The sequence below is a fragment of the Variovorax sp. JS1663 genome (genome assembly GCF_002157355.1).
Taxonomy (GTDB): Bacteria; Pseudomonadota; Gammaproteobacteria; order Burkholderiales; family Burkholderiaceae_C; genus Variovorax.
The window spans coordinates 48,904-72,338 of the sequence record NZ_LYMK01000002.1 but is presented as its reverse complement, the minus strand read 5'-3'; the positions used below and the strand labels follow the sequence as shown (position 1 = coordinate 72,338).

Sequence of the window (23,435 nt, the reverse complement as noted above, 5' to 3'; positions counted from 1 at the left end):
AATCAGCTATCTGCTTTCGAGATGACTTCAATGACATCCACCGGCGACATCGCCGACCTGCTCACGCTGCGCGCCCTGCGCACGCTGGCCGCGGTGGCGCAGGCCGGCAGCCTGACGCGCGCGGCCGTCGCGCTCGGCCTGGCCCAGTCGGCGGTGAGCCGGCAGGTGGGCGAGCTGGAGCGCGCCTTCGGCGGCGCCCTCTTCCACCGAACCGGCCGCGGCGTGCAGCCCACCGATCTGGCGCGCCAGATCCTGCCGCGCGTGGACGGCCTGCTCGCGCAGGCCGAAGAGCTGGCCCAAGCCGGCCGCGCGCTGTCCGGCACGCCCAGCGGGCTGGTGACGCTGGGCCTGGTGCCCGGCGTGTCGGGTTTCCTGGCCGCCGCGCTGTACGGCGCGGTCGCGAAGCAATACCCCGAGGTCCGGCTGCGCGTGATCGAGGGCTACAGCGGCGACATGGAGACCGCGCTCACCCAGGGCCGCATCGACCTGGCGGTGCTGAACCGCTACCGCGCCAAGGGCAGCAACAGCTACCGGCGCCTCTTCGATTCGCCGGTGTGCATCGTCGGACGCCGGCCCTTCCTGCAGCGCGCGCTGCTGCCGAGGAAGGCCGGCGCGAAACCCGCGCTGCCGCCGCAGACGACCCTGCACAGCCTGTCGGGATTGCCGCTGGTCCTGCCCGTGCCGCCCAACGCCATCCGCAACCTGCTCGACGAGGTGGCCCATCGCCACCGCCTGACGCTGAACCTGGTGCTGGAAGGCAGCTCGTCGGTGATCGTCAAGAGCATGCTCGCGCGGCACGATTGCGCCAGCGTGCTGCCGCGGCACGCGGTGGCCGACGAACTGCGCGCCGGCACGCTCGCGGCCGTGCCGCTCGCGGAGCGCATGTTCCGCCAGCACGTGCTGCTGGCGACCAGCGCGCAGCGGCCCTTCACGCTGGCCAGCAAGGCCCTGGCCGGGCTCATACCGGCCGTGGTCGCCACGGCGCTGGCACAGATGGCGGTGGCCGACCCGGCGGAGCGCTAGCGGGCAGAGCCGGGTGCATTGGCATCGCGCTTGCATGCCGCAGCACCTTGTTTCGGGCAAGAACCCGAATCGAAGCACCATGCCCCAGACAGTCAAGAAGTTTCTCGATCGCCCGCAACCCACCTCGGCCGAGGTGACGGCGAGATGAGAATTGCCACACTCATATCGGATCCGGGCTCGTTGTCCCACATCACGCGCTCGCTGGCCGCCCAGGGGATCGAGGCCGTGCCATTCGCCGCTGCCGGCGCGCTCATCGCTGCACAGGCCGCACAACCGTTCGCCGCGGTTCTGGTGGACGACGCGGCGCCGCGCGTCGATGAGCGCCTGCCAAAGCTGCAGCCGCACCTCGCGGCGCAGACCGCGCTCATCGTGGTCGGCGCAGGCGGAGCGGCCAACATCTCGCGCGCCCTGCTCCAGGGTGCCGACGACTATGCGATCAGCTGCGAGCAGGCGTCCAACCACCTGGTCCAGCGCGCCATCGCGCGCGTCAGCGTCAAGCTGCGCGCGTCGCAACAGAGCACGTTGAGGGTCGGCGCCTACACGCTCGCCTTGACGCACGGCGACTTGCGCACGCAGGGTCGGCAGGTGCGCCTGACTTCGCGCGAGCTCACGCTCGCGCGTCTCCTGTTCGAGCAGTGCAACCAGTTGGTGGCAACCGAGCAGCTGTGCCAGGCGCTGTGCGGCCGCGTCGACGACAGCGCGGAGCGCGCGGTGAAGCAGCACGCCTACGAGTTGAGAAGAAAGTTCGAGCGCGTCGTGCCGCCAGACGGCGACGCGCTGCGCATCGAGACGGTGTACGGCAAGGGCTACCGGCTCGCGTGCTGATGGATGGCGTGCGACCGGTTCGCGCGCGACGTGCCCGGTGACGCTGAGTGACATGCACGGCTGTCGTTGAGCGTCAGACGGCTGACAACTTGTGTCACACCGTGACGCATTTCACGCCAACGCCGTTTTGGCATGAAGGCTGCCTCTTTCGTCGACAAAACCCCCATGAACTTTCCTGAAGAAGTTCGGGAACACGTGCGCCAAACGAAATACAAGGAGAACCTTCTTGGCCAAGAAAAACGTCGACCCCGGAAGACTGCCATCGCCCGCGACAGCCACCCTGGCGGGCCTGCTCGTCGCAACGGCCATGCTGACCAGCTGCGGCGGCGGATCGGGTTCCGGATCCGCCGCCGGGGTGTTCACGCCGCCGCCCGCTGCAGGAGCCCCGCCTTCTGCATCGCCCGGGGACAACGCGCCGGAGCCGGAGAACATCGGCACCCACGTGGACGCGCCGAATCCCGTGCCGCCTTCACCCTCCCTGCCGCCGACACAGCCCGTGACGGTGGACGCGAGCCTGGGTGTGACCAGCTTCTATCCGTTGTTCGCCGCGAGCACGCCGGTCACCGAACAGATCCAGTACCGCGAGCCGGACGGCACGCTCGTCACGCTGATGGGCATGCGGCCCACCGAGCGTCATGCCCGCGAGCGAGGCGAGCCGTGGACCGCGGCCGACCAGGGGCCCGGCCGCTATCTCACCTTCCCGTCGGCCTACTTCCAGAACCGCACCTACGGCATCGAAATCCGCGACCACGTTCCCGCGGGAAAGCAACTCATCGAGATGATCCTGATCGTCAATGACGGCACCTTCGACGGCACGACGTTCAGCCTCTTTCGCAACAGCAACGACGAAGGCGTGCGCGACTTCGGCTGGGCGCTCAACACGGGCTTCGACAACCCCAACCGGGGCGGCAAGCCGATCTGCACGGCGGGCAGCCGCGACTGCAAGATCAGCTTCGACTCCTACTGGGACGTGCCCAAGGGCCAGCCGCACCGCGCGCTCAAGATGGGCGACGTGATCGAGCTGTCGCCAGCCCAGCGCATGGAGCGCTATGGCGACGGCATGCATGCAGGCGAGCCGGTGCCCGACAGCCTGCGGGGCAAGGCCGTGGTCGACGGCGCCGGCAGCCGCTACTACTCCTTCGAACAACTCTACGTCGTCGGCCAGGGCCTGGTGCCGTGGTACGGCGTGGCACCGCGGCTGAATTCGGCCCCGCTGCCCGAAGCGACGCTGCTGGGCGGAGCGACGAGCCTGTCGTACAACTACTCGGAAGAGCCGATGCGCGTCTTCCAGCAGATGGCCAACAACATCGGCATCGTCAACAGCAAGCGCTTCGTGCAGGGCCGGCGCCTGTTCCACACTTCGTTCCTGGACGGCAAGCACTCCGAGCATCCCGACGACAACCCGGTGTTCGCCGCGCACGTGGGTCAGCTCGGCCCGCGCTTCAACCAGGAGCGCTGCATCGCATGCCACACGCTCAACGGCCGCAGTGCCATGCCCGGGATCGGCGCCCGCCTGGACACGATGGCCGTGCTCACCGGCGCCGCCGGCTCCACCGGTGCCAATCCCCTGCCTGATGGAACCTACGGCGCGAACGTGCAGCAACGCAGCCGCGACGCCGGCGCGACGGACCTGTCGGTGAGCGTGGCGTCTTACCAGACCTCGGTGCGCACCTTGCCCGACGGCGAGACGGTCGAGCTGCAGAAGCCCGTCTATGCCTTCAAGGGGCCGGTGCCGGCGCAGTTCTCCGTGCGCCAGGCATCGCAGATCGTGGGCATGGGGCTGATCGAGGCGGTCGACGAGGCCACCATCCTCGCGCTGGCCGACCCCGCCGACCGCGATGGCGACGGGGTGAAGGGTGTCCCGAACTGGATCACCAATCCCGAGAACGGCAAAGTCCATCTGGGGCGTTTCGGCTGGAAGGCCGCCAAGGCCACGATGCGCCAGCAGATCGGCGACGCGCTGCTCAAGGACATCGGCGTCACCAGCCCGGTGTTCCCCTCGCGCGGCTGCCAGCGCCTGGATCCCGACTGCCGCAACGCGACCGGCGCCACCGCGATCTCCGAAGCCGAGCTGAGCCGGCTGACGGACTACCTTTCGCTGCTGGCCGTCCCGGCGCAGCGCAGCCTGCGCAGCGGATTCCCGAACGACACGCGCGTCTCGCCCGAGCACGACGTGAACCCCGGCCAGATCGTCCGCGGCAGCGCGTTGTTCGCGCAGGCGCAATGCGTGGCCTGCCACACCCCGCAGCTGAGGACGGGCAGCGCGCATCCCTTCGCCGAGCTGCGCAACCAGACCATCCGCCCCTACACGAACCTGCTGTTGCATGACATGGGTCCGGGCCTCGCCGACACGCTGGCCGAAGGCAAGGCGGCGGCCAGCATGTGGCGCACGGCGCCGCTGTGGGGGCTGGGTTCGCTCAAGTACGTGCAGGGCAGCGAGCAGAACGTACGCTTGCTGCACGATGGCCGTGCGCGCACGCTGATGGAAGCGATCCTGTGGCACGGCGGCGAGGCCGCCGCGAGCCGCACCCGGTTCGAAGCAATGTCCAGGGACGATCGGGCAGCCGTGATCGCCTTCCTGAGCTCCCTGTGATGTCTGCCGCCGAGAGTCACCGAATTCGCCAACTGGCACAACGGGGACGGCAGTGCACAGATCGACACGGCGGACAAGCAGATGGCGCAGATGACGGAGATGACGACGCTCGGCGCGCACTACCTCCGGTTGCCGTTCTGATGTGCGCCGCGCGGCGCCGCGCGCCCGCTCAGCCCGCGCGCCGCTTGCCGGCCAGCCCGCGCACCACCGCCACCAGGCGGTCGATCTCGTCGAAGGTGTTGTAGAAGGCCAGCGAGGGCCGCACCGTGGTCTCCAGCCCGAAGCGCCGCAGGATGGGCTGCGCGCAATGGTGGCCGGTGCGCACCGCGATGCCCTCCTCGTTGAGGGCCTGCCCCACTTCCTCGGTGCTGTAGCCGGCCAGAACAAAGGACATCACGCTGGCCTTGTCAGCCGCGGTGCCGACCAGGCGCACGCCGGGGATCGCAGCCAGCGCCTGCATGCCGTGGCACAGCAGCGCATGCTCGTAGCGCGCGATGTTCTCGATGCCGATGCGGTTCACGTAGTCGATCGCCGCGCCCAGGCCCACCGCGTCGGCGATGTTGCCGGTGCCGGCCTCGAACTTGTTGGGGATCGGCTGGAACACCGTCTTCTCGAAGGTCACGTCGGCGATCATGTTGCCGCCGCCCTGCCACGGAGGCATGTCCTCGAGCACGTCGCGCCTGCCCCAGAGCACGCCGATGCCGGTCGGGCCGAACACCTTGTGGCCGGAGAAGACGAAGAAGTCCGCGCCGATGTCCTGCACGTCCACGCGCATGTGCGAGACCGACTGCGCGCCGTCGACCAGCGCCCTGGCACCCGCGCGGTGCGCGAGCTCGACGATCTGCTTGACCGGCACCACGGTGCCCAGCGCGTTCGACACCTGCGTCACCGCGACGATTTTCGTGCGGTCGCTGAGCAGCTTCTGGTACTCGTCGAGCAGCACCTGGCCGCTGTCGTCCACCGGGATCACCCGCAGCTTCGCGCCCCTGGCGGCCGCAAGCTGCTGCCAGGGCACGATGTTGGCATGGTGCTCCAGGTGCGAGACGACGATCTCGTCGCCCTCGCCCACGTGCTGCCAGCCCCAGCTCTTGGCCACGAGGTTGATGGCCTCGGTGGTGCCGCGCACGAAGATCACCTCCTCCACCTCGGGCGCGTTGATGAAGGCCCGTGCGCGCTCGCGCGCGCCCTCATAGGCGTCGGTGGCGCGCGCCGCGAGCTCGTGCGCGGCGCGGTGGATGTTGGAGTTCTCGTGCTCGTAGAAGTACGAGATGCGGTCGATCACCGCGCGCGGCTTGTGCGTGGTCGCAGCGTTGTCGAACCACACCAGCTGCCGGCCGTTGACGCGCTCCTGCAGCACGGGGAAATCGCGCCGCACCGCGTGCACGTCGAAGGCCGGGTGGCGGTCCTTTCCGGCCGGCGGCGCCGTGCCGTGCGGCGCGGGCTTGGCCGGCGTGACGTAGCCGCTGGGCAGCACCACCGCGTCGACGAAGTAGAACTTCGGCTCGGCCGAGGGCACGGTCTGCGGCACGCCCGTGCCGGCCGGCGCCGCCGCGCGCGGCGGTTCGGCCTGCGCGAAGGGCTCGGCGGCCAGCGCGTCGAGCGGATCAGGCACGCCCAGTACTCCGCTGCCGAAGCGTGGCTCGTAGGCCGGCACGGTGCTGACCACGTTGTCGGGCAGCCCGTTGGCCGCGGTGGCATGCGGCAGCAGCGCCGGCGCGCGGTGCGCCAGCGAGGCCAGCGGCGTCGGTGACGCCGGCAGCAGGTTGGCGCCGGGCACCAGCCCCTGCGGAACGGGCGTGCCCGGCACGCCGGGGCCGAAGCCGCCCGGGCTGGCCAGCGGCGAACCCGGCGGCGCGATGTTGACCGGCGCCTGCACGCCCGGCGCGGCATTCCCGGGCAACGCCGCGAACATGGCCGAGGCCATCCGCGCCAGCACGGCGGGATCGAAGGGCGCCTCGAAACCGGGGCCCGGCGAAGGAAGCGAGGTGCTCACCGCGTCTTACTTGTAGGTGTCCAGGACCGAGTAGTCGTGGTACTTGCCGACCTCGACGTCGTCGAGCACCGCCAGCGCATCGGTGGTCAGCACCGCGAGCGAGCAGTACAGCGAGATCAGGTAGGAGGCGATCGCATGGTTGTTGATGCCCATGAAGCGCACCGACAGCCCCGGGCTCTGCTCGCCGGGCAGTCCCGGCTGGAACAGGCCCACCACGCCCTGGCGCTTGTCGCCCACGCGCAGGAGCAGGATCTTGCTCTTGCCGTCGGCCACCGGCACCTTGTTCGAGGGGATCAGCGGGATGCCGCGCCAGGTGATGAACTGCGAGCCGAACAGGCTCACGGTGGGCGGTGGCGTGCCGCGGCGCGTGGCCTCGCGGCCGAAGGCGGCGATGGCCAACGGGTGCGTGAGGAAGAAGGCCGGCTCCTTCCACACCTTGGTCAGCAACTCATCGAGGTCGTCGGGCGTGGGCGCGCCTGTCAGCGGGAAGATGCGCTGCTCCTCGCTCACCTGCGCCAACAGGCCGTAGTCGGGGTTGTTGATGAGCTCGCTCTCCTGGTTCTCCTTGATCGTCTCGATCGTCAGGCGCAGTTGCTCCTTGATCTGGTCGTGCGGGCTGCTGTAGAGGTCGGAGATGCGGGTGTGCACGTCCAGCACCGTGCTCACCGCGTTGAGGAAGTACTCGCGCGGTTGGTCCTCGTAGTCGACGAAGGTGCGCGGCAGCTGGTTCTCCTCCTCCTTGGCGGTGCAGGTGACCTTGATCGCTTCCGGGTTCTTCACCTTGTTGAGGCGGTAGATGCCCGCCTCCACCGGCACCCATTGCAGCAGATGGGTGAGCCAGCGCGGGCTGATGGTGTCGAGCTGGGGGACGGTCTTGGTGGCGTTTGCAAGCTGCCGCGCGGCGTTGTCGCCGAGAGCATGGGTGCCACCGACTGTTGCGGTCATAGAGGGAACTCCGTGGTCAGAAAACGCCCGCCAGTGTCCTGGCCGGCACCCCTTCGTTCAACAGGCTATAGCCGCCAAGTTGATGCGTCGGGCCAGCCGCGTGCGCTCCAGCGCCTCGCAGTGCGCGAACAGCGCCGCGCTGTGGATGCCCAGCGAGCTGGCGAGCTTCTGCGCCGTCACGATCGAAGCGATCACGCTGCCGCGCTCGATCTCGCCGACGTAGGAGCGGTTGAGGTCCGAGCGCTCGGCCAGCCGCTCCTGCGACCAGCCCTGCGCCTCGCGCAGCTGGCGCACCACCACGCCGAAGTCCTGGACGAAGGCCTTCATGCCACCCCTCCCGGCGCCTTCTGCAGGCTGGCCTGCGTGACGCTGGCGCCGGGGGCCACGTCGTCGGTCACCCAGACGTTGCCGCCGATGGTCGCGCCCTTGCCCAGGGTGACGCGGCCGAGGATGGTGGCGCCGGCATAGATGACCACCTCGTCCTGCACCACCGGATGCCGCGGCAGGCCCTTCTGCAGATGGCCCTCGGCATCGGTGGGAAAGCGCTTGGCGCCGAGCGTGACGGCCTGGTAGAGCCGCACGCCCTGCCCGATCACCGCCGTCTCGCCGATGACGACGCCGGTGCCGTGGTCGATGAAGAAGCCCGGACCGATCTGCGCGCCCGGATGGATGTCGATGCCGGTCTGCGAATGCGCGAGCTCGGCCACGATGCGCGCCAGGAGCGGCAGCTCCAGCATGTAGAGCTTGTGGGCCAGCCGGTGATGGATCATCGCCAGCACGCCGGGGTAGCACAGCAGCACCTCGTCGACGCTGCGCGCCGCCGGGTCGCCCTGGTAGGCGGCGAGCACGTCGGTGTCGAGCAGCCGGCGCAGCGCAGGCAGCGCGACCGCGAATGCGCGCACCGCCTGCATGGCCCGCTCCTCGATGTCCTGCGCGGCCGGCGACGCATGGCGGGCGCTGAAGTTCAGCTCCAGCCGCGCCTGCGCCAGCAGGCCCTGCAGCGCCGCGTCGAGCGTGTGGCCGACGTAGAAGTCCTCGTTCTCATGGCGCAGGTCCTGCGGCCCGAGCCGCATCGGGAACAGCGCGCCTTTGAGCGATTCGATGATGCCGGCCAGCGCCTCCCGCGAAGGAAACTCGCGCGGGCCCAGCTCGCGCGATCGCTTCTGGCGGTCGCGCCATTCGTCGCGGGCACCGCGCAGCGCGCGCACGACCTCGCCCACCTCGACATGAGCCATGGGAAACCTCCTCGAAACCGTCTTGTGTTTTCTGTTGTTCTTGCGCGCGGGCGGACCTCAGTCCTGCACCCAGGGCAGCCCGCGGAAGCGCCAGCCGTCCGCGCCGCCACGGTGCTGCTGCGCGTCGATCTCGCCCTCGAAGCCTTCGAGCACGTTGAAGACATGCGCGAAGCCGGCCCTGGCCGCGGCCTCGGCGGCCAGCTTCGAGCGCTTGCCGCTGCGGCACAGCAGCAGCGCCACGGCCTGCTTGCCGCCTTCCTTGGCGAGCCGGGCCTCCAGCTCGCGCTCGAAGCGCGGATTGCGCGTGAGCGCGGTGCCGGTGGCCCAGGGCACGTGCAGGCTCTGCGGCACATGGCCGACGAACTTGCGCTCCTCGCCCGAGCGCACGTCGACCAGCACTGCCTGCCCGGCCTCGACCAACGCCCAGGCGGCCTGCGGGCTCACCCCGCCCGAATAGGACCATCCCTGCGCCTCGGCCTCGGCGTGGGCCGTCTGCAGCACCTCGGGCAATGCGACTTCCTCGACTTCCAACGACATCGTGCTCGACTCCTTCTGATGCGGTTCGCCCCTTGGCTGGTGGCGATGACCATCAATGTAGGAGGCGGGGCCCCGATTCCCAACGAAGGAAAAGTGGATTTCTAAGAACCATCTCAGCTATGGCGCTCCCCGACCGCGCACCGCCGGCATGTTTCGCATGGATTACGAGGGCAATACAGGGCGCGAGCGCGAGCCCTGTGCGCGGCTTTGTATGCCACCGTATCCCGCGGCGCGCGCGAACACACGCGAATGCAAAACGGCCCCCGCTCGACATACCGTCGATACAAGCGCCTTCTTTAATTCATCCCAGGCGCAACGGCATCGACCTTCGCCGAAACCCAGTGAATCAACCCCTTGAAGGAAACGACATGAAGACCTCGAAGTTCATCGCCGCCGCCGCGCTCTCGCTGCTCGCTGCCGCCGGCGCACAGGCCGAAACCTATGACGGCGTGCATTCGATCTCGTCGGCCACCAGCCGCGCCGATGTGAAGACGCAGGCCGTCGCTGCCGCCCGCAGCGAGAACCCCTATGCCGAGGGCGCGTCCTCGCGCGTGGCGCCCGTGCTGTCGAGCACCCTGGCCCGCGCCGCGGTCCGCTCCGACGCCGTCGCGGCTGCGCACAGCGCCAATCCCTATGCGGAAGGCTACGGGCAAGGCGTGAGCCGGGTGCTGAGCGGTTCGGTCGATCGTGCCAGCGTTCGCGCCGCAGCGCGCGCCGCGGCCCGAGGCGACCAGCTCCCGCTGTAGGGACGCACCGGCTTCAGGCCTTGACCTGCGACTCGAGTCGCTGGCGGGCATCCAGCGCGTAGAGCACCGCCTTCTCGTCCTTCGGATCCGCCAACTGCATCTGTGCCGAGCCATAGAGCTCGCGCTCCAGGCGCTTCGCCCGCTCGCCATACATGCGCGCCAGCGCGCCGTGGTGCTCCGCGGCGGCCTGGTGCTCGATGCGCGCCAGCTGCGCCTCCTCGAGCAGGGTCATCACGCGGCGCAGGTGGCCGTTTCGGTTGGGCTGGAAAAAGCTGAACATCGGATCCTCCTTCGCGAAGCCAACAGGAACTCTTTGTAGCTTCAGACCACCGTGTGGCGCTGTAGGTGCAAGCGCTCTTGTGAACACAATGTCACGCATTAGTTCTCAGTTTTTAACGAAAACTGTCGCAAGAAGGATCTACCAAACGGTCTATTCCGCCTTCACCCCCATGGTCTGGATGATGGTTTCGAGCTGCGGACTCATGGGCAGGTCGATGCTGGTGGACGACAACGGCAGCCGGCGCAGGAACCAGCGCTTGTACTGACGCTCGATCTCGCCGTCCTGGGCCATCGCGTTGAAGCTGTCGTTGACCACGCGCGCCATATCGGGGTCGCCCTTGCGGTACATGATCCCGTAGGGGTCGTAGGAGAGGAAGTCGCCGACCACCAGGTAGTCGCCCGGCACCTTGCCCTTGTTCTGCGCGATCAGGCCGTAGAGGAGCACGTCGTCGGTGGCGAAGGCCTCGGCATTGCCGCTGACCACCTGCGCAAAGGACTCCGCATGGTCGCGCTGCACCAGCAGCTGCAGGTTGAGCTTGAACTTCTGCGAAAGCTCCTGCATGGTCTTCTCGTTGGTGGTGCCGCGGGTGACGGCCACCTTGCGGCCAGCCAGGTCCTTGAAGTCGCGGATCGGCGAGCCCTTCTTCACCAGCAGCTTGGTGCCGGAGACGAAGATGGTGGGCGAGAAGGCCACGCGCTTCTGGCGCTCCAGATTGCTCGTGGTGGAGCCGCACTCGATGTCCACCTGCCCCTTCTCGACCGCATCGATGCGCGACTCGGAAGTGACCGGCGCCCACTTGATTTCCAAGCTCTTGTGCACCGCCTCCTCCATCGCGGCGACCAGCAGCTTGCACAGCTCGATGGAGTAGCCGATGGGTTCGTTGCGCGGCGAGAGGTACGAGAAGGGCACCGACGATTCGCGGTAGCCGATCACGACCGCGCCCGAGTCCCGAACCTTGGCCAGCGTGCCGCTGAGCGCGGCGGGCGCGGCCGGCGCGGGCTCGGTCTGGGACCAGGCCGACGTGCCCGCCAGCAGGGCCGCGGCCAGCAGCAGTCGCAAGGCTTTCATGGCCGTACCTTGTCAGGCATGCACCGGGTGGGCCAGGCTGGCCGCGCTCTCCGCGTCCAGCACCTTCTCGTTGGCGGCCGCCTCGCTCTCCGAGAGCAGCTCGCCCTCCCACTTGGCGACCACCGCGGTGGCGATGGAGTTGCCCACCGCGTTGGTGGCGGAGCGGCCCATGTCGAGGAAGGTGTCCACGCCCAGGATCAGCAGCAGCCCGGCCTCGGGGATGTTGAACTGGTTGAGCGTGGCCGCGATCACCACCAGCGAGGCGCGCGGCACGCCGGCCATGCCCTTGGAGGTGAGCATCAGGATCAACAGCATCGTGACCTGGGTGCCGAGCGACAGGTGGATGTCGTAGGCCTGCGCGATGAAGAGCACCGCGAAGGTGCAGTACATCATGGAGCCGTCCAGGTTGAAGGAGTAGCCCATGGGCATGACGAAGCTGGAGATCTTGCGCTTGACGCCGAAGCGGTCCAGCGCGTCCAGGATCTTCGGATAGGCCGCCTCCGAGCTGGCGGTGGCGAAGGACAGGAGGAAGGCCTCCTTGATCAGCACCAGCAGCTTGATGATGCGCGGCCCGAGGAAGAGGAAGCCCGCGAGGATGAGGAAGCCCCACAGCACGAAGAGGCCCAGGTAGAAGTCGCCCATGAAGACGGCGAACTTCAGCAGGATCTCCAGGCCGTTGACGGCCACGGTGGCGGCCATGGCGGCCATCACGGCCAGCGGGGCCAGCTTCATGACGTAGCCGGTGATCTTGAGCATGGCGTGCGAGAGCTCGTCGATCGCGTTGACCAGCGTCTTGGCCTTGTCACCCAGCGACGCCAGCGCGACGCCGAAGAACATGGAGAACACCACGATCTGCAGGATCTCGTTGTTGGCCATGGCCTCGGCGAAGCTCTTGGGCACCAGGTGGCTGACGAAATCCTTCAGCGTGAACTTCGAGGTCGCCAGGTTGGCCGAGGCACCGATGTCGGGCAGCGGCAGGCCCAGGTTGTGGCCGGGCTGCAGCAGGTTGGCCATCACCAGGCCGAGCACCAGCGACACCAGCGAAGCGGTGACGAACCAGCCCAGGGCCTTGCCGAAGACGCGCCCTACCGAGGCCGCGTCGCCCATGTGCGCGATGCCCACCACCAGCGTGGAGAACACCAGCGGGCCGATCAGCATCTTGATCAGCCGCAGGAACACGTCGGAGATGATGGAGATGTAGCCGGCGATCTGGGTGGCGCTCTTCTTGTCGGGGAAATTGATGAAGATCATGTAGCCGATCACGATGCCGATCACCATCGCGATCATGATCCAGGCCGCGGGTGGGAGGCCTTTCTTCTGGGCGGGACTGCTGTTCATGGAACGTCCTTTCTAAAACATGGGCACCTGAACATCTTCTCAACTCCGGGATTCGGTCAGCATCTGCGCGACGGCGGCATCGTCTGGGCCGGCGGGCGCGTCGGGCCCGGGCGTGTAAACGATCTCGCGACGGCCTTCGGCGAAGGCTTCGACGGTCTGCGGCCAGCGCTGGCCCGGCCACAGCAGTTCCATGCGTCCGCTGGCCGGGCGGTAGGCCACGCCGTAGAGCGTGCCGTAGCCGCGCAGGTAAGCCTGCTGGTAGAGCGGAGGTAGCAGCAGCGCGGCGATCGCGTCCTCCAGCGAGCCGGGGCTTTCCACCTGGCGCTGAAGGCAGTCCAGCCGCTCGGTCGCATGGGTGGCGCGTGCATGCTCGGGCCACTCGACGTGGTGCTGGAAATTCGTCACAACCCGGCGGCGCGTCACCTCGGCCGGGCGGTCGGGGCCGACGAACACGGTGGCCCAGTCGGCATTCCGGTCCAGCACCGTGATGCTGTAGGCCATGCTGACCGGCACCCGCTGCAGCAGGGCCACCGCCTCGGCCGTGCTCTGCGCCACTTCGAGCAGATAGCGCAGCACCAGCGGAATGCCGAAGCCGGTGCCCGAGACGGTGCTGCCGCCGAAGGACAGCGAGGCGGCCACGCCGGCCTCGTTCTGGCCGTCGAGCGCGCCCCAGATGCAGTCGCCCATGGCCGCGACCCGCTGGCCGTGCCAGCGCGTGGCCAGCCAGCTGCCTTCGAGCAGGGCCGGCGCGAAGTCGTAGTTGCGCAGCAGCGCGGGCTCCTCGCGGCCCGCCGGGTCCAGCCACACGGCCTGCGAGCAGCCGACGATGTAGGGCGGCGGGCACCACAGCGACAGGAAGCGCGCCTCCACGTCGCCGCCGCCAGCCAACTCGACCAGGCGCTGCCAGGTCGGCACCAGCTCGGGCATGTGCTGGCGCAGGGCGCGCCGGCTCTCCAGGTAGCTCGGCCGCGCCACTGCCCCGCCGCGCAGGAACCAGGCGCGATAGCCGGGCCACAGGCGGGCGAACAGCGCCTGCCAGCGCGTGCCCGGCTGGTCCTCGACCAGGGTCTCGAAGCCGATCTGGATCACCATGGCGACGGCCGTGGGGTTCAGAGGATCTTGAAAGAGCCCGGCGCCGGCGCCGCCTCGTGCTGCGTGGTCACGATGGGCTTGCCCGCGTAGTAGTTCTTGATGCCGCGGATCCAGTCGCGCGCGCGGATGTTCAGCTTGAAGTTGTCGTCCATCGAGCGGCCGCGCGTGATCAGGATGCCGAGGTCGGCGCCCTCGTAGCGGTAGTCGCCCGGGCCGGTGATGCGCAGGAAGAAGGCCTCGCGCTCGCTGTCGATGGCGCGTCGGTCGTAGTCGAAGCGCTGGTAGCCCACGCTGCCGTCCTCGCTCATGCGGTAGATGCCGGTGGCTGGCGCGTGCGTGACCTGGTCCACCTTGTCGTCGGTGAACTTGAGCACCACCTGCGACCAGGAGTCGATGAAGTGCGGCTGCGCCCAACGCTCGTTGATCTCGCGCACGTTCAGGTCGAAGGGCACGCCCGAGAACTCGAGCAGGTGGAAGAGGAAGAGCGGCGCGTCCGCGTAGGCGAAGGCGGCGTGGTTGGTCATCGGGCTGGCGCCGCAGATGCGGGGATTGAGTTCGCCCAGATAGACCTCGCCGTTGTCCTGGTCGATCAGGAAGTCGAGATCGAAGTAGCCGCGGTAGCCCTCCGACAGCAGCTGGTTTCCGAAACGCTCGGCCATGTCGCGCGCCTTGGCCCGCACCTCTTCCGAGAAGGCGCCGGGGAAGACCTCGTTGCCGCTCCAGCCGCCCTTGTAGGGCGTCAGCTCCTTGGCACCCACGACCTCGGTCAGGAGCGGCCCGACCAGCGTGCCCGACTGCGTGGCGCAGGCCTCCAGCGTCGCTCCGCGGCAGTTGATGCGCTTCATGATCTTGACCTCGGGGTCGTTGACGATTTCGTCCTTGTGTTTGTTGAAATCGTCTTCCGAGGCGATGAAGAAGGTGGTGTGGCCCGAGTCGCCGAAGGCCGATTGCACCACCAGGTCGCGGCCGAGCCCGTTGCGCTCGGCGATCTGCATCAGGTGCTCGAAGCTGTCGACCTTCTCCAGCGCATTGGGCACCGAGAACACACCGGCCTTGTTGCCGATGCGCACGGTCTCCATCTTGTTGTCGCAGCGGGTGCGCAGCTTGGCCGGCGGGAACCACACCTCCATGCCCAGCTCCTTGGCCAGTTCCTCCGTCTTCTCGTCGAACATCAGGAAGGTGGCGACGGGTTTGCCGCCGCGGCGCTCGATCAGGTCGATCACCTCCTTGTGCTGCAGCAGGTAGTTGTTGATGTCCTCGATGGACTGGAACTCCTCGTGCGGCGACTCGGTGGGCACGAACACGTTGGGATGTCGCCCGTCGAAGCAGTCGATGTAGTTGATGTAGCGGAAGCGGTTGACCCAGCGGTCCATGCCCAGCAGGTTGAAGTTGGTCGCGCTGATGAAGTAGATCGGCCGCTCGTTGCGGTGGAACATCAGCAGCAGATCGGCAATGCTCTGGACCTTGGTCGTCATTCTTCGCTCCTCGTTGTGGAACTGGCTCGGGTCGCCTCGGCCGGGGTCGTGGCCGAGGCGGCCTTGATCTCGTCGTCCTTCTCCTGCGGCTGCGCGGCCCGGCCGGAGAGCGCGAGCGCGGCGCGCGCGGCGGTGCCCTGGGCAGCACGCGAGAGCGCGGCGTCGTTGAAGATGCGGAAGCCCAGCTCGGGCCGGAAGCCGTGGATCTCGCGCACGTCCAGCGCGGCCATGAACTGCAGGATCTCGGCGCTGATCACCTGCCCCGGCACCAGGATCGGGAAACCCGGCGGATAGGGAATGACGAACAGCGCCGACACCAGGTCGCGCCCGGACTGGATGGCGAGCGCAGCCTCTTTCATGTCGATGTACTCGCAGTTGGCGTCGTCGTAGGAGAGGAAGAATGCGCTGCGGATGTCGCCGTCGCGCGTGCCCGAGCGCCCCTCCACGCTGCGGCCGCGGAAGGCGAAGTGGAAGCTCGAGAAATCCGGCAGCGGCGGTTGCTCCAGCGTCAGCGACTTCACGCGCTTCTCATGGATGCGGCGCTCGATCGAACTCATGTCCGCGATGCGGGCTTCGACATCACGTGCGATCTTGACCAGCACCTCGAGCAGATAGGCGATGGCAGAGCGAGTGCTGCCGATGTTCGTCATGAACAGCACCGTGTTGCGCGAGGTCTTGTTGATCTGGATGCCGTACTTGTCCATCAACTCCTTGTTCTTGAAGGTGTCGCCATCCATGCCGGTGGCGCCGATGGTCAGCGTGGCGCGGGTGGGGTCGAGCGCAAACTCGTCGGTGCGCCAGGCCGCCTCGAGGTTGTTCCAGCCGCTCTCGTCGTTGTAGTAGGACTCGACGCCCGATTCGCGGTACTCGAGGGGGATCACGTCGCTCACCCGCAGGAAGCGGAAGTAGCGCTTGAGCAGCGGATGGTGCAGCACCTGCTCGCGCAGGCTCATCGCGAGCTCCAGCTGCCGCTGGATCAGCTCGTAGCCCTCCAGCTCCACCTGCCTGCGCCCGACGTCGAGCGAGGCCAGGATCTGGTAGTTGGGCGAGGTGGAGGTGTGCGTCATGTAGGCCTCGTGGAAGGCTTCCTCGGCCTTGTCCTTGAAGTCCTGGTCCCACACGTGGATCATCGAGCCTTGCCGCAGCGCCGTGAGCGTCTTGTGCGTCGAATGCGTGGCGTACACGCGGATGCGCGCCTTCGCCGGGTCGGGCAGGAGGCGCGTGTCGAGCAGCTGCGCCTCGTCGTTCCAGTCGATGCCGTTGCTGAAGGCCGCGTGGCGCTCGGCATAGGCCGGGTCCTTGAACATCTCGCACAACTTGGCCGCGCTGGCCATGCCGGTGCGCTGGCGGTAGATCGGGTGGCAGCGCGCAAAGGCGAACCACGCCTCGTCCCACAGGAACACCAGGTCGGGCTTGATGGCCAGGCATTCCATCATCACCCGCTCGACGTCGTAGACGATGCCGTCGAAGGTGCAGTTGGTCAGCAGCACCATGCGCACCCGGTCCAGCGTGCCGGCGCGGCGGAAGTCCAGCAGGGTCTGCTTGATGTGGCGGATCGGCACCGCGCCGTACATGGAGTACTGGTCCAGCGGATAGGAGTCGAGGTAGGCCACCTGCGCACCCGCCAGCACCAGGCCGTAGTGGTGCGACTTGTGGCAGTTGCGGTCCACCAGCACGATGTCGTCGGGCCGCACCAGGGCCTGCACCACGATCTTGTTGCAGGTGGAGGTGCCGTTGGTCGCGAAGTAGGTGCGCCGCGCGCCGAAAGCGCGGGCGGCGTACTCCTGCGCCGTCTTGAGCGGGCCGACCGGATCGAGCAGCGAATCCAGGCCGCCCGAGGTGGCAGAGGTCTCGGCCATGAACAGGTTCATGCCGTAGAACTGCGCCAGGTCGCCGATCCAGTTGGAGTTCATGATCGACTTGCCGCGCGCCAGCGGCAGCGCGTGGAACACGCCGGTAGGCTGCTTGGCATAGTCGCGCAGGGCATGGAAGAAGGGCGTGCGGTGCCGCTCCCCCACCCCCTTCATGATCGAGCTGTAGAGCTCGATGTGGTCTTCCTCGCCGAAGAAGATGCGCTTGAAGACCTCGCCGACCTGCGCGGCGATGGCCTCGACGTTGACGTCGGTCACCAGGTACAGGTCCAGCTCGGGGCGGATCTGCGCGATCTGCCGGCCCAGCAGCGGCCCGCGTTCGAACTCGGCCATCTTCTCGATGCCCTCGTCCAGGCCGTCGAGGAAGCGCCGCAGCATGTCGTTGTGGTTGACCGATCGGAACGGGAAGCCGTGGCGGATCACCACCGCCTGCAGGTTGAAGTTGACCAGGGTGGCGATCAGCGCGTCCTCGAAGCTGGGCACCACCACCACGTCGAAGATGAAGTCGTCGTCAGCGCTGCGCTTGCGCTGCACGCGGCGGCGCAGGGCGTCCTCCTCGCTGGCGGACATCTCGTCGACGATCAGTACCTCGAAGTAGGGGCGCGCCAGCTGTGCGGCGCGCTCGCTGTCGGTCTCGATCTGCGAGGGCAGCTCGTTGTCGCCGTCCAGGGTGTTGACGTCGTGGCGGTAGGTGCGCGCGGCCAGCACGCGGTGGATGCGCCGCGCCGCCTGGTGGGCACGGGCCAGCTCGTCGCGCTCGATCCAGTGGGCCAGCTCGCCGAACACCCGCCCGCCCGGGAACGCCCAATAGCTCTCCACCGGCGCGAGCTGCTCGACGATGGCGCGCACGTGTGCCAGGCGCCGCTCGCGCTCCGGGTGGTCCACCGGGAGGATCGCCAGCCGGCTCAGGTCGTCGACCAGGCTGATCCAGCCGTCGGCCCGCATTTCCCACACACTGCGATGCCGGCTCAAAGAGGCTCGGCCATTCTTTTCGGATGCGCTTCCTGGCTTCATGCTTTGTCTCCTCTGGACCGGCCCCTCGATTGCGCCGGCCCGTTGTTGTGATCCGTGACGGCAGGAAAAAGAAAAAATCAGTCGGGCTTCATCAGCGGCCCCAGTGTCTGCAGGTAGGGATAGGCATCGGCGTCCCTGCGGTAGACGCCGAAATCGCAGTCGCGGTCGCGGAAGCTCTTCAGCGGCTGCCCCAGGTTGCTGCGCAGGCCCCGTTCGCGCTCGCGGCGCACGCGCGCGAAGTCCACGTCGATGGCCATGATCTCGGCGCCGCCGCCGGCCTGGTGCAGCACGTAGCCCGAGGGGTCGCAGATGATGGAGCGCCCCACCCCGCCGTCTCCCACGCCGTTGACGTCGAAGAAATAGAGCTGGTTGGTCACGGCCGAGGCGCGTGCGATGGCCAGCTCGACGTCGCGGTCGATGGTGTCGGTCATGGTCGGGTGCAGGATCACCTCCGCGCCCATGGCCGCCAGCGTCCGGGTGGTCTCCGGAAACCACATGTCGTAGCAGATGGAGACACCGAAGCGCCCGGCGCCCGGTACGTCGAAAACGCAGAACTCCGTGCCGCCCGCCACGTCGCGCTCGTAGGGGCGGAACGGGAAGAGCTTGCGGAAACGCGCGATCACCTCGCCCTGCGGGTTGATCACCGGCGTGGTGTTGTAGACCACCGGGCCGGCCGGGCCATCGACCTTCTCGAACAAGGAGCCGGGGATGAGCCACAGGCCGGTCTCGCGCGCCAGTTCGGCCAGGCGCGCCTCGGTCGGTCCGGGCAGGGGCTCGGCCTTGTCGTGCTTGGGGCCCAGCGCGGCCAGCTCGGAGAACAGCACCATCCGCACCCAGGGGAAGCGCGTGCGGATGTGGCGCAGGTAGTTGCCCATGCGCTCCACGTTGCTCTCGAAGGCCGAGACGTCCATCTGCACGCCAGCCACTCCGAAGGTGGCGCTGGCACTTCCCGGCGCGAAGGCGACGCTCATTTGTCCAGCCCCGCCAGGCAAACGTACTTGATCTCGAGGAACTCGTCGAGCCCGTACTTCGAGCCCTCGCGTCCCAGGCCGGACTGCTTGACACCGCCGAAGGGCGCCTCGGCGGTGGAGATCAGGCCGGTGTTGACGCCCACCATGCCCGATTCGAGCTGCTCGGCCACGCGCATGATGCGGCCGATGTCGCGGCTGTAGAAGTACGAGGCCAGGCCGAACTCGGTGTCGTTGGCCAGCGCGATGGCATCGGCCTCGGTGTCGAAGGCGAAGATGGGTGCGAGGGGGCCGAAGGTTTCTTCATGCGCGACCAGCATGTCGGGGGTGGCGCCGGCCACCACGGTGGGCTCGTAGAAGAGGCCGCCCAGCGCATGGCGCTTGCCGCCGGTCAGCACCTTGCCGCCCTTGGCCACCGCATCGGCCACGTGCTCCTCGATCTTGGCCACAGCCTTGTCGTCGATCAGCGGCCCCTGCGTGACGCCGGGCTCCACGCCGTTGCCCACCTTGAGGGCCTGCACCCGTGCCACCAGCTTGTCGGTGAATGCGGCCAGCACGCCCTTCTGCACGTAGATCCGGTTGGCGCAGACACAGGTCTGGCCGGTGTTGCGGTACTTGGAAATCATCGCCCCCTCGACCGCGGCGTCGAGGTCGGCATCGTCGAACACGATGAATGGCGCGTTGCCACCCAGCTCGAGCGAGAGCTTCTTGATGGTGTCGGCCGACTGCTTCATCAGCATGCGGCCGACCTCCGTGGAGCCGGTGAAGGTGAGCTTGCGGACGATCGGGCTGGCCGTCATCTCGCCGCCGATCTTCGAGGCCGAGCCCGTGAGCACCGACAGCAGACCTTTCGGCAGGCCGGCGCGTTCGGCCAGCAAGGCGAAGGCCAGCGCCGAGTACGGCGTCTGCGTGGCCGGCTTCACCACCATCGAGCAGCCCGCGGCCAGCGCGGGACCGGCCTTGCGGGTGAGCATGGCGGTCGGGAAGTTCCAGGGCGTGATCGCCGCGGTGACACCGATCGGCTGCTTGAGCGCGAGGATGCGGCGGTCGGCCAGGGGCGCGGGAATGGTGTCGCCGTAGACGCGCCGCGCCTCATCGGCGAACCAGTCGATGAAGGAAGCCGCATAGGCGATCTCGCCCTTGCTCTCGGCCAAGGGCTTGCCCTGCTCGGTGGTCATGATGAGCGCCAGGTCGTCCTGGTTCGCCAGCATCAGATCGTTGAGCTTGCGCAGGATGGCGGTGCGCTCCTTGGCGGGGCGCTTCGCCCAGTCGCGCTGCGCGGTCTCGGCCGCGGCGATGGCACGCTTCGTCTCTTGGGCGCCGCACATCGGCACCGTGCCGATCTGCTCGCCGGTGGCGGGGTTGTGCACGGCCACGGTAGCGCCGTCGTCGGCGTTGATCCATTCGCCTGCCACGAAGGCCTGCTGGCGCAGGAGGGTGAGGTCTTTCAGTTTCAAAGTCATCTGGAAAATGCCTCGTGTCTCAAGCTTGCATCGCCTGGGCCAGGATGTCGAGGCCCTCTTCGAGCACGGCGTCCTCGATGGTCAGCGGGAACAGGAAGCGGATCACGTTGGCGTACACGCCGCAGGTCAGCAGCAGCAGGCCCGCATCGCGTGCGCGCTGCTGCACCCGCTTGGTGAATTCGGGGTCGGGCTTGCCGTCCTTGCCGGCGAACTCCACCGCCACCATGGCGCCGAGACCGCGCACGTCGGCGATCTGCGGCACCTTGGCGCGCAGGGCCTCCAGCCGGGCCCTCAGGCGCTGGCCCAGGCGCTCGGCGCGCGGCGCGAGCTGCTCGTCCTCGATCACGTCCAGCACCGCGTGCGCCGCGGCGACGGCCAGCGGGTTAGCAGCGTAGGTGCCGCCCAATCCCCCGGGCGCCGGCGCGTCCATGATCTCGGCGCGCCCGACCACCCCCGACAACGGCAGGCCGCCGGCCAGGCTCTTGGCCACCGTCATCAGGTCGGGCACCACGCCGTAGTGGTCCATCGCGAACAGGCTGCCGGTGCGGCCGAAGCCGGTCTGGATCTCGTCGGCAATCATCAGGATGCCGTGGCGCTCGCAGATCTCGCGCACCGCGCGCATGAACTGCGGCGGCTGCACGTAGAAGCCGCCCTCGCCCTGCACCGGCTCCAGGATGATGGCCGCGACCTGCTCCGCATCGATGTCGGCCTTGAACAACCGGTCGATCGCGCCCAGCGAGTCGTCCACCGACACGCCGTGCAGGGCCACCGGCGCCGGCACATGGTAGATGCTGCCCGGGAAGGGGCCGAAGCCGCTCTTGTACGGCGCCACCTTGCCGGTGAGCGCCATGCCCATGAAGGTGCGGCCGTGGAAGGCGCCGCTGAGCGCGATCACGCCGGGGCGGCGCGTGGCGCAGCGCGCGATCTTGATCGCGTTCTCCACGGCCTCCGCGCCGGTGGTGAAGAAGGCGGTCTTCTTGGGATGGCTGCCGGGGGTGATGCGGTTCAGGCGCTCGGCCAGCGCAACCGCGCTCTCGTAGGGCACGACCTGGTAGGCGGTGTGGGTGAAACGCTCCAGCTGGGCGCGCACCGCTTCCATCACGCGCGGATGGCCATGGCCGGTGTTGAGCACCGCGATGCCGGAGCCGAAATCGATGTAGCGCCGCCCTTCCACGTCCCACAGCTCGGCGTTGCGCGCCCGCTCGGCATAGAAGGGGAAGCCGATGGCGACACCGCGTGGCGTCGCGGCAGCGCGGCGCGCATCGATGCCGGCATCGCCCTGTCTGGCAGTGGCGAAGGGAGCTTCTGTGACATGGCTCATGGCGCGTTCGTGCAAGATCTTCGAGAGCCTGCAATAGCTTCGGAGGGTGCCAGTCTACGCAAGTATTGATCCCAGAAACAGAACCAAGTAGTCTACTTGGCATGGAACCAATGATTGGCCAAGCCCAGCATGAAATGCAAGCCCTGCCCGACTTCGTGCTTCGCCAGTTCGACCGCCAGACCAGCGAGTACGACCATCTGCAGCTCTACCGCATCCTGCAGACCGGCATCCGGCATTCCGAGCTGTCGGCCGGACTGAAGCTGCCGCCGACGCGGGTGCTGGCGCAGGCGCTTGGCATCGCGCGCAACACGGTCGTGCACGTCTATGAGCAGCTCGCACTGGAAGGCTACGTGGAAGCGGGCGTGGGACGCGGCACCTATGTCACCCACCTCGGGCTGCGCACGGTCAAGGCGGCCAGGACGCCTGCATCCAACCGCGACGAGCCGCTCTCGCAGCGCGGCAGGGCGCTGATCGAGCACGCCGGAGCGGCGCGCTTGCAGTGGGGCGCCTTCACGCCAGGCGTGCCGGAGGTGCGCATGTTTCCGGTGCGGATCTGGAACAGTCTGCAGAGCCGCGTGTGGCGGTATGCCGCGCCCGCGCAGTTGACGTACGCCACCGGCGCCGGTGACGCCGGACTGCGCCAGGCCGTGGCCGAGTATCTGCAGGGCACGCGCGGCGTGGCGTGCACGGCGGAGCAAGTCGTCATCACCAGCGGAACGCAGCAATCGCTGCTCTTGATCGCACAGCTGCTCGCCGATCCCGGCGACACGGCATGGCTGGAGGACCCGGGCTATTGGGGCGCACGCAGCGTTTTCCGCGCCATGGGCCTCAGGTTGCTGCCGATAGGCGTGGACGGCGAAGGCCTTGCTCCGACGCCGCAGCAACTGCGAAGACCTCCGCGCCTGATGTTCGTGTCACCCGCGCACCAGTACCCCGTTGGCGCGCTGATGAGCCACCGCCGGCGGCGCCAGTTGCTCGACTATGCGGCGATGCACGGCAGCTGGGTGGTGGAGGACGACTACGACAGCGAGTTCCGCTATGGAACGCGGCCCCTCCCGGCCCTGCAGGGACTCGACGAGCACAGTCGCGTGATCTACCTCGGCACCTTCTCCAAGACGCTTTTCCCTTCGCTGCGCGTGGCCTACGCCGTGCTGCCACCGGACCTGGTGGAAGGCTTCGCGCGATCGCTCAACGAGCTGTTCCGTGAAGGGCACACCATGCAGCAGGCGGTGCTGGCGCGGTTCATGGCCGAGGGGCACTATGCCACCCACATCCGCCGCATGCGCACGGTCTACAGCGCGCGCCACGATGCCTTGATCCACGCCATACGCAAGCAGTTCGGCGCTGACCTTCAGGTGCTCGGCGGCGCAGCGGGCCTGCACGTGGTGCTCGAACTGCCGCAGCATGTGAGCGACGAGAGCGTCGCTCGCGACGCCCAGCTCGCTGGTGTCACGACGCGGCCGCTGTCGATGTACTACATGAGGAAATCGGCCGCGACCAACGGCTTGCTGCTCGGATACGGCACGGTGCACGAGAAGGAAATCGAGTCGAGCTTTGCCACGCTGGCGACCGTGCTGCGGCGCCATCTTTGAGCCGGCGCGGTCCGCGCCGCCGGCACCCGCATGAACGGATGACGGCCGTAAGCGCC

General features: G+C 68.1%; 19 protein-coding genes. 5 read left to right on the top strand and 14 right to left on the bottom strand.

Going from position 1 to position 23,435, the window contains the following annotated elements:
• The first annotated feature begins 30 nt into the window (after positions 1-30).
• From A8M77_RS02545 to A8M77_RS02535, 3 genes are all read left to right on the top strand, one after another.
• On the top strand, positions 31-1,023 hold the full coding sequence (locus A8M77_RS02545; RefSeq protein WP_238136683.1) for a LysR family transcriptional regulator: 993 nt from the start codon (positions 31-33) through the stop codon (positions 1,021-1,023).
• Between the two features lie 180 nt (positions 1,024-1,203).
• Entirely contained in the window at positions 1,204-1,848 is a 645-nt protein-coding gene (locus A8M77_RS02540) for a winged helix-turn-helix domain-containing protein (RefSeq protein ID WP_158100871.1), read from the top strand.
• A gap of 226 nt (positions 1,849-2,074) precedes the next feature.
• A complete protein-coding gene (locus A8M77_RS02535; RefSeq protein WP_202820597.1) occupies positions 2,075-4,441 on the top strand; it encodes a di-heme oxidoreductase family protein in 2,367 nt (788 codons plus the stop codon).
• Between the two features lie 169 nt (positions 4,442-4,610).
• Here the strand turns inward: A8M77_RS02535 and A8M77_RS02530 are convergent, their stop codons facing one another.
• The 5 genes from A8M77_RS02530 to A8M77_RS02510 are packed head-to-tail and all read right to left on the bottom strand — an operon-like array spanning position 4,611 to position 9,151.
• Positions 4,611-6,434, bottom strand: a complete 1,824-nt coding sequence (locus A8M77_RS02530) for a family 2A encapsulin nanocompartment cargo protein cysteine desulfurase (protein ID WP_086919978.1) — start codon at positions 6,432-6,434, stop codon at positions 4,611-4,613.
• 6 nt (positions 6,435-6,440) lie between these two features.
• Entirely contained in the window at positions 6,441-7,379 is a 939-nt protein-coding gene (locus tag A8M77_RS02525; RefSeq protein WP_086919977.1) for a family 2A encapsulin nanocompartment shell protein, read from the bottom strand.
• Between the two features lie 57 nt (positions 7,380-7,436).
• Positions 7,437-7,706 (bottom strand): helix-turn-helix domain-containing protein, encoded by a 270-nt coding sequence (locus A8M77_RS02520; protein ID WP_086919976.1) that lies wholly within the window; start codon positions 7,704-7,706, stop codon positions 7,437-7,439.
• On the bottom strand, positions 7,703-8,614 hold the full coding sequence (epsC, locus tag A8M77_RS02515) for a serine O-acetyltransferase EpsC (protein ID WP_086919975.1): 912 nt from the start codon (positions 8,612-8,614) through the stop codon (positions 7,703-7,705). The genes A8M77_RS02520 and epsC overlap by 4 nt, the downstream gene beginning before the upstream one ends.
• A 57-nt stretch (positions 8,615-8,671) precedes the next feature.
• Positions 8,672-9,151 (bottom strand): rhodanese-like domain-containing protein, encoded by a 480-nt coding sequence (locus tag A8M77_RS02510; protein ID WP_086919974.1) that lies wholly within the window; start codon positions 9,149-9,151, stop codon positions 8,672-8,674.
• Between the two features lie 368 nt (positions 9,152-9,519).
• On the opposite strand from A8M77_RS02510, the gene A8M77_RS02505 reads away from it, so the two are divergent.
• On the top strand, positions 9,520-9,897 hold the full coding sequence (locus A8M77_RS02505) for a helicase SNF2 (protein ID WP_086919973.1): 378 nt from the start codon (positions 9,520-9,522) through the stop codon (positions 9,895-9,897).
• Between the two features lie 13 nt (positions 9,898-9,910).
• On the opposite strand, the gene A8M77_RS02500 is transcribed toward A8M77_RS02505, so the two are convergent.
• The 9 genes from A8M77_RS02500 to gabT form a co-directional block, all read right to left on the bottom strand.
• Positions 9,911-10,177 carry a hypothetical protein gene (locus A8M77_RS02500; RefSeq protein ID WP_086919972.1) on the bottom strand — a complete coding sequence of 89 codons (267 nt, stop codon included), beginning with the start codon at positions 10,175-10,177 and terminating at the stop codon, positions 9,911-9,913.
• Positions 10,178-10,327: 150 nt separating this feature from the next.
• Positions 10,328-11,245 (bottom strand): amino acid ABC transporter substrate-binding protein, encoded by a 918-nt coding sequence (locus A8M77_RS02495; protein WP_086919971.1) that lies wholly within the window; start codon positions 11,243-11,245, stop codon positions 10,328-10,330.
• Between the two features lie 12 nt (positions 11,246-11,257).
• On the bottom strand, positions 11,258-12,583 hold the full coding sequence (locus A8M77_RS02490; RefSeq protein WP_086919970.1) for a dicarboxylate/amino acid:cation symporter: 1,326 nt from the start codon (positions 12,581-12,583) through the stop codon (positions 11,258-11,260).
• Positions 12,584-12,622: 39 nt separating this feature from the next.
• A complete protein-coding gene (locus A8M77_RS02485; protein WP_086919969.1) occupies positions 12,623-13,675 on the bottom strand; it encodes a C45 family autoproteolytic acyltransferase/hydolase in 1,053 nt (350 codons plus the stop codon).
• Between the two features lie 17 nt (positions 13,676-13,692).
• Positions 13,693-15,150: a biotin carboxylase gene (locus tag A8M77_RS02480; protein ID WP_086919968.1), complete on the bottom strand. Its 1,458-nt coding sequence runs from the start codon at positions 15,148-15,150 to the stop codon at positions 13,693-13,695.
• Positions 15,147-17,966 (bottom strand): aminotransferase class I/II-fold pyridoxal phosphate-dependent enzyme, encoded by a 2,820-nt coding sequence (locus tag A8M77_RS02475; protein WP_238136682.1) that lies wholly within the window; start codon positions 17,964-17,966, stop codon positions 15,147-15,149. The genes A8M77_RS02480 and A8M77_RS02475 overlap by 4 nt, the downstream gene beginning before the upstream one ends.
• A 146-nt stretch (positions 17,967-18,112) precedes the next feature.
• On the bottom strand, positions 18,113-19,006 hold the full coding sequence (locus A8M77_RS02470; protein WP_086919967.1) for a carbon-nitrogen hydrolase family protein: 894 nt from the start codon (positions 19,004-19,006) through the stop codon (positions 18,113-18,115).
• Positions 19,003-20,466, bottom strand: a complete 1,464-nt coding sequence (locus tag A8M77_RS02465; protein ID WP_086919966.1) for an NAD-dependent succinate-semialdehyde dehydrogenase — start codon at positions 20,464-20,466, stop codon at positions 19,003-19,005. The genes A8M77_RS02470 and A8M77_RS02465 overlap by 4 nt, the downstream gene beginning before the upstream one ends.
• 19 nt (positions 20,467-20,485) lie before the next feature.
• Positions 20,486-21,787: a 4-aminobutyrate--2-oxoglutarate transaminase gene (gabT, locus tag A8M77_RS02460; protein WP_086919965.1), complete on the bottom strand. Its 1,302-nt coding sequence runs from the start codon at positions 21,785-21,787 to the stop codon at positions 20,486-20,488.
• A gap of 134 nt (positions 21,788-21,921) precedes the next feature.
• On the opposite strand from gabT, the gene pdxR reads away from it, so the two are divergent.
• A complete protein-coding gene (gene pdxR, locus A8M77_RS02455; protein WP_238136681.1) occupies positions 21,922-23,379 on the top strand; it encodes a MocR-like pyridoxine biosynthesis transcription factor PdxR in 1,458 nt (485 codons plus the stop codon).
• Positions 23,380-23,435 lie beyond the last annotated feature (56 nt).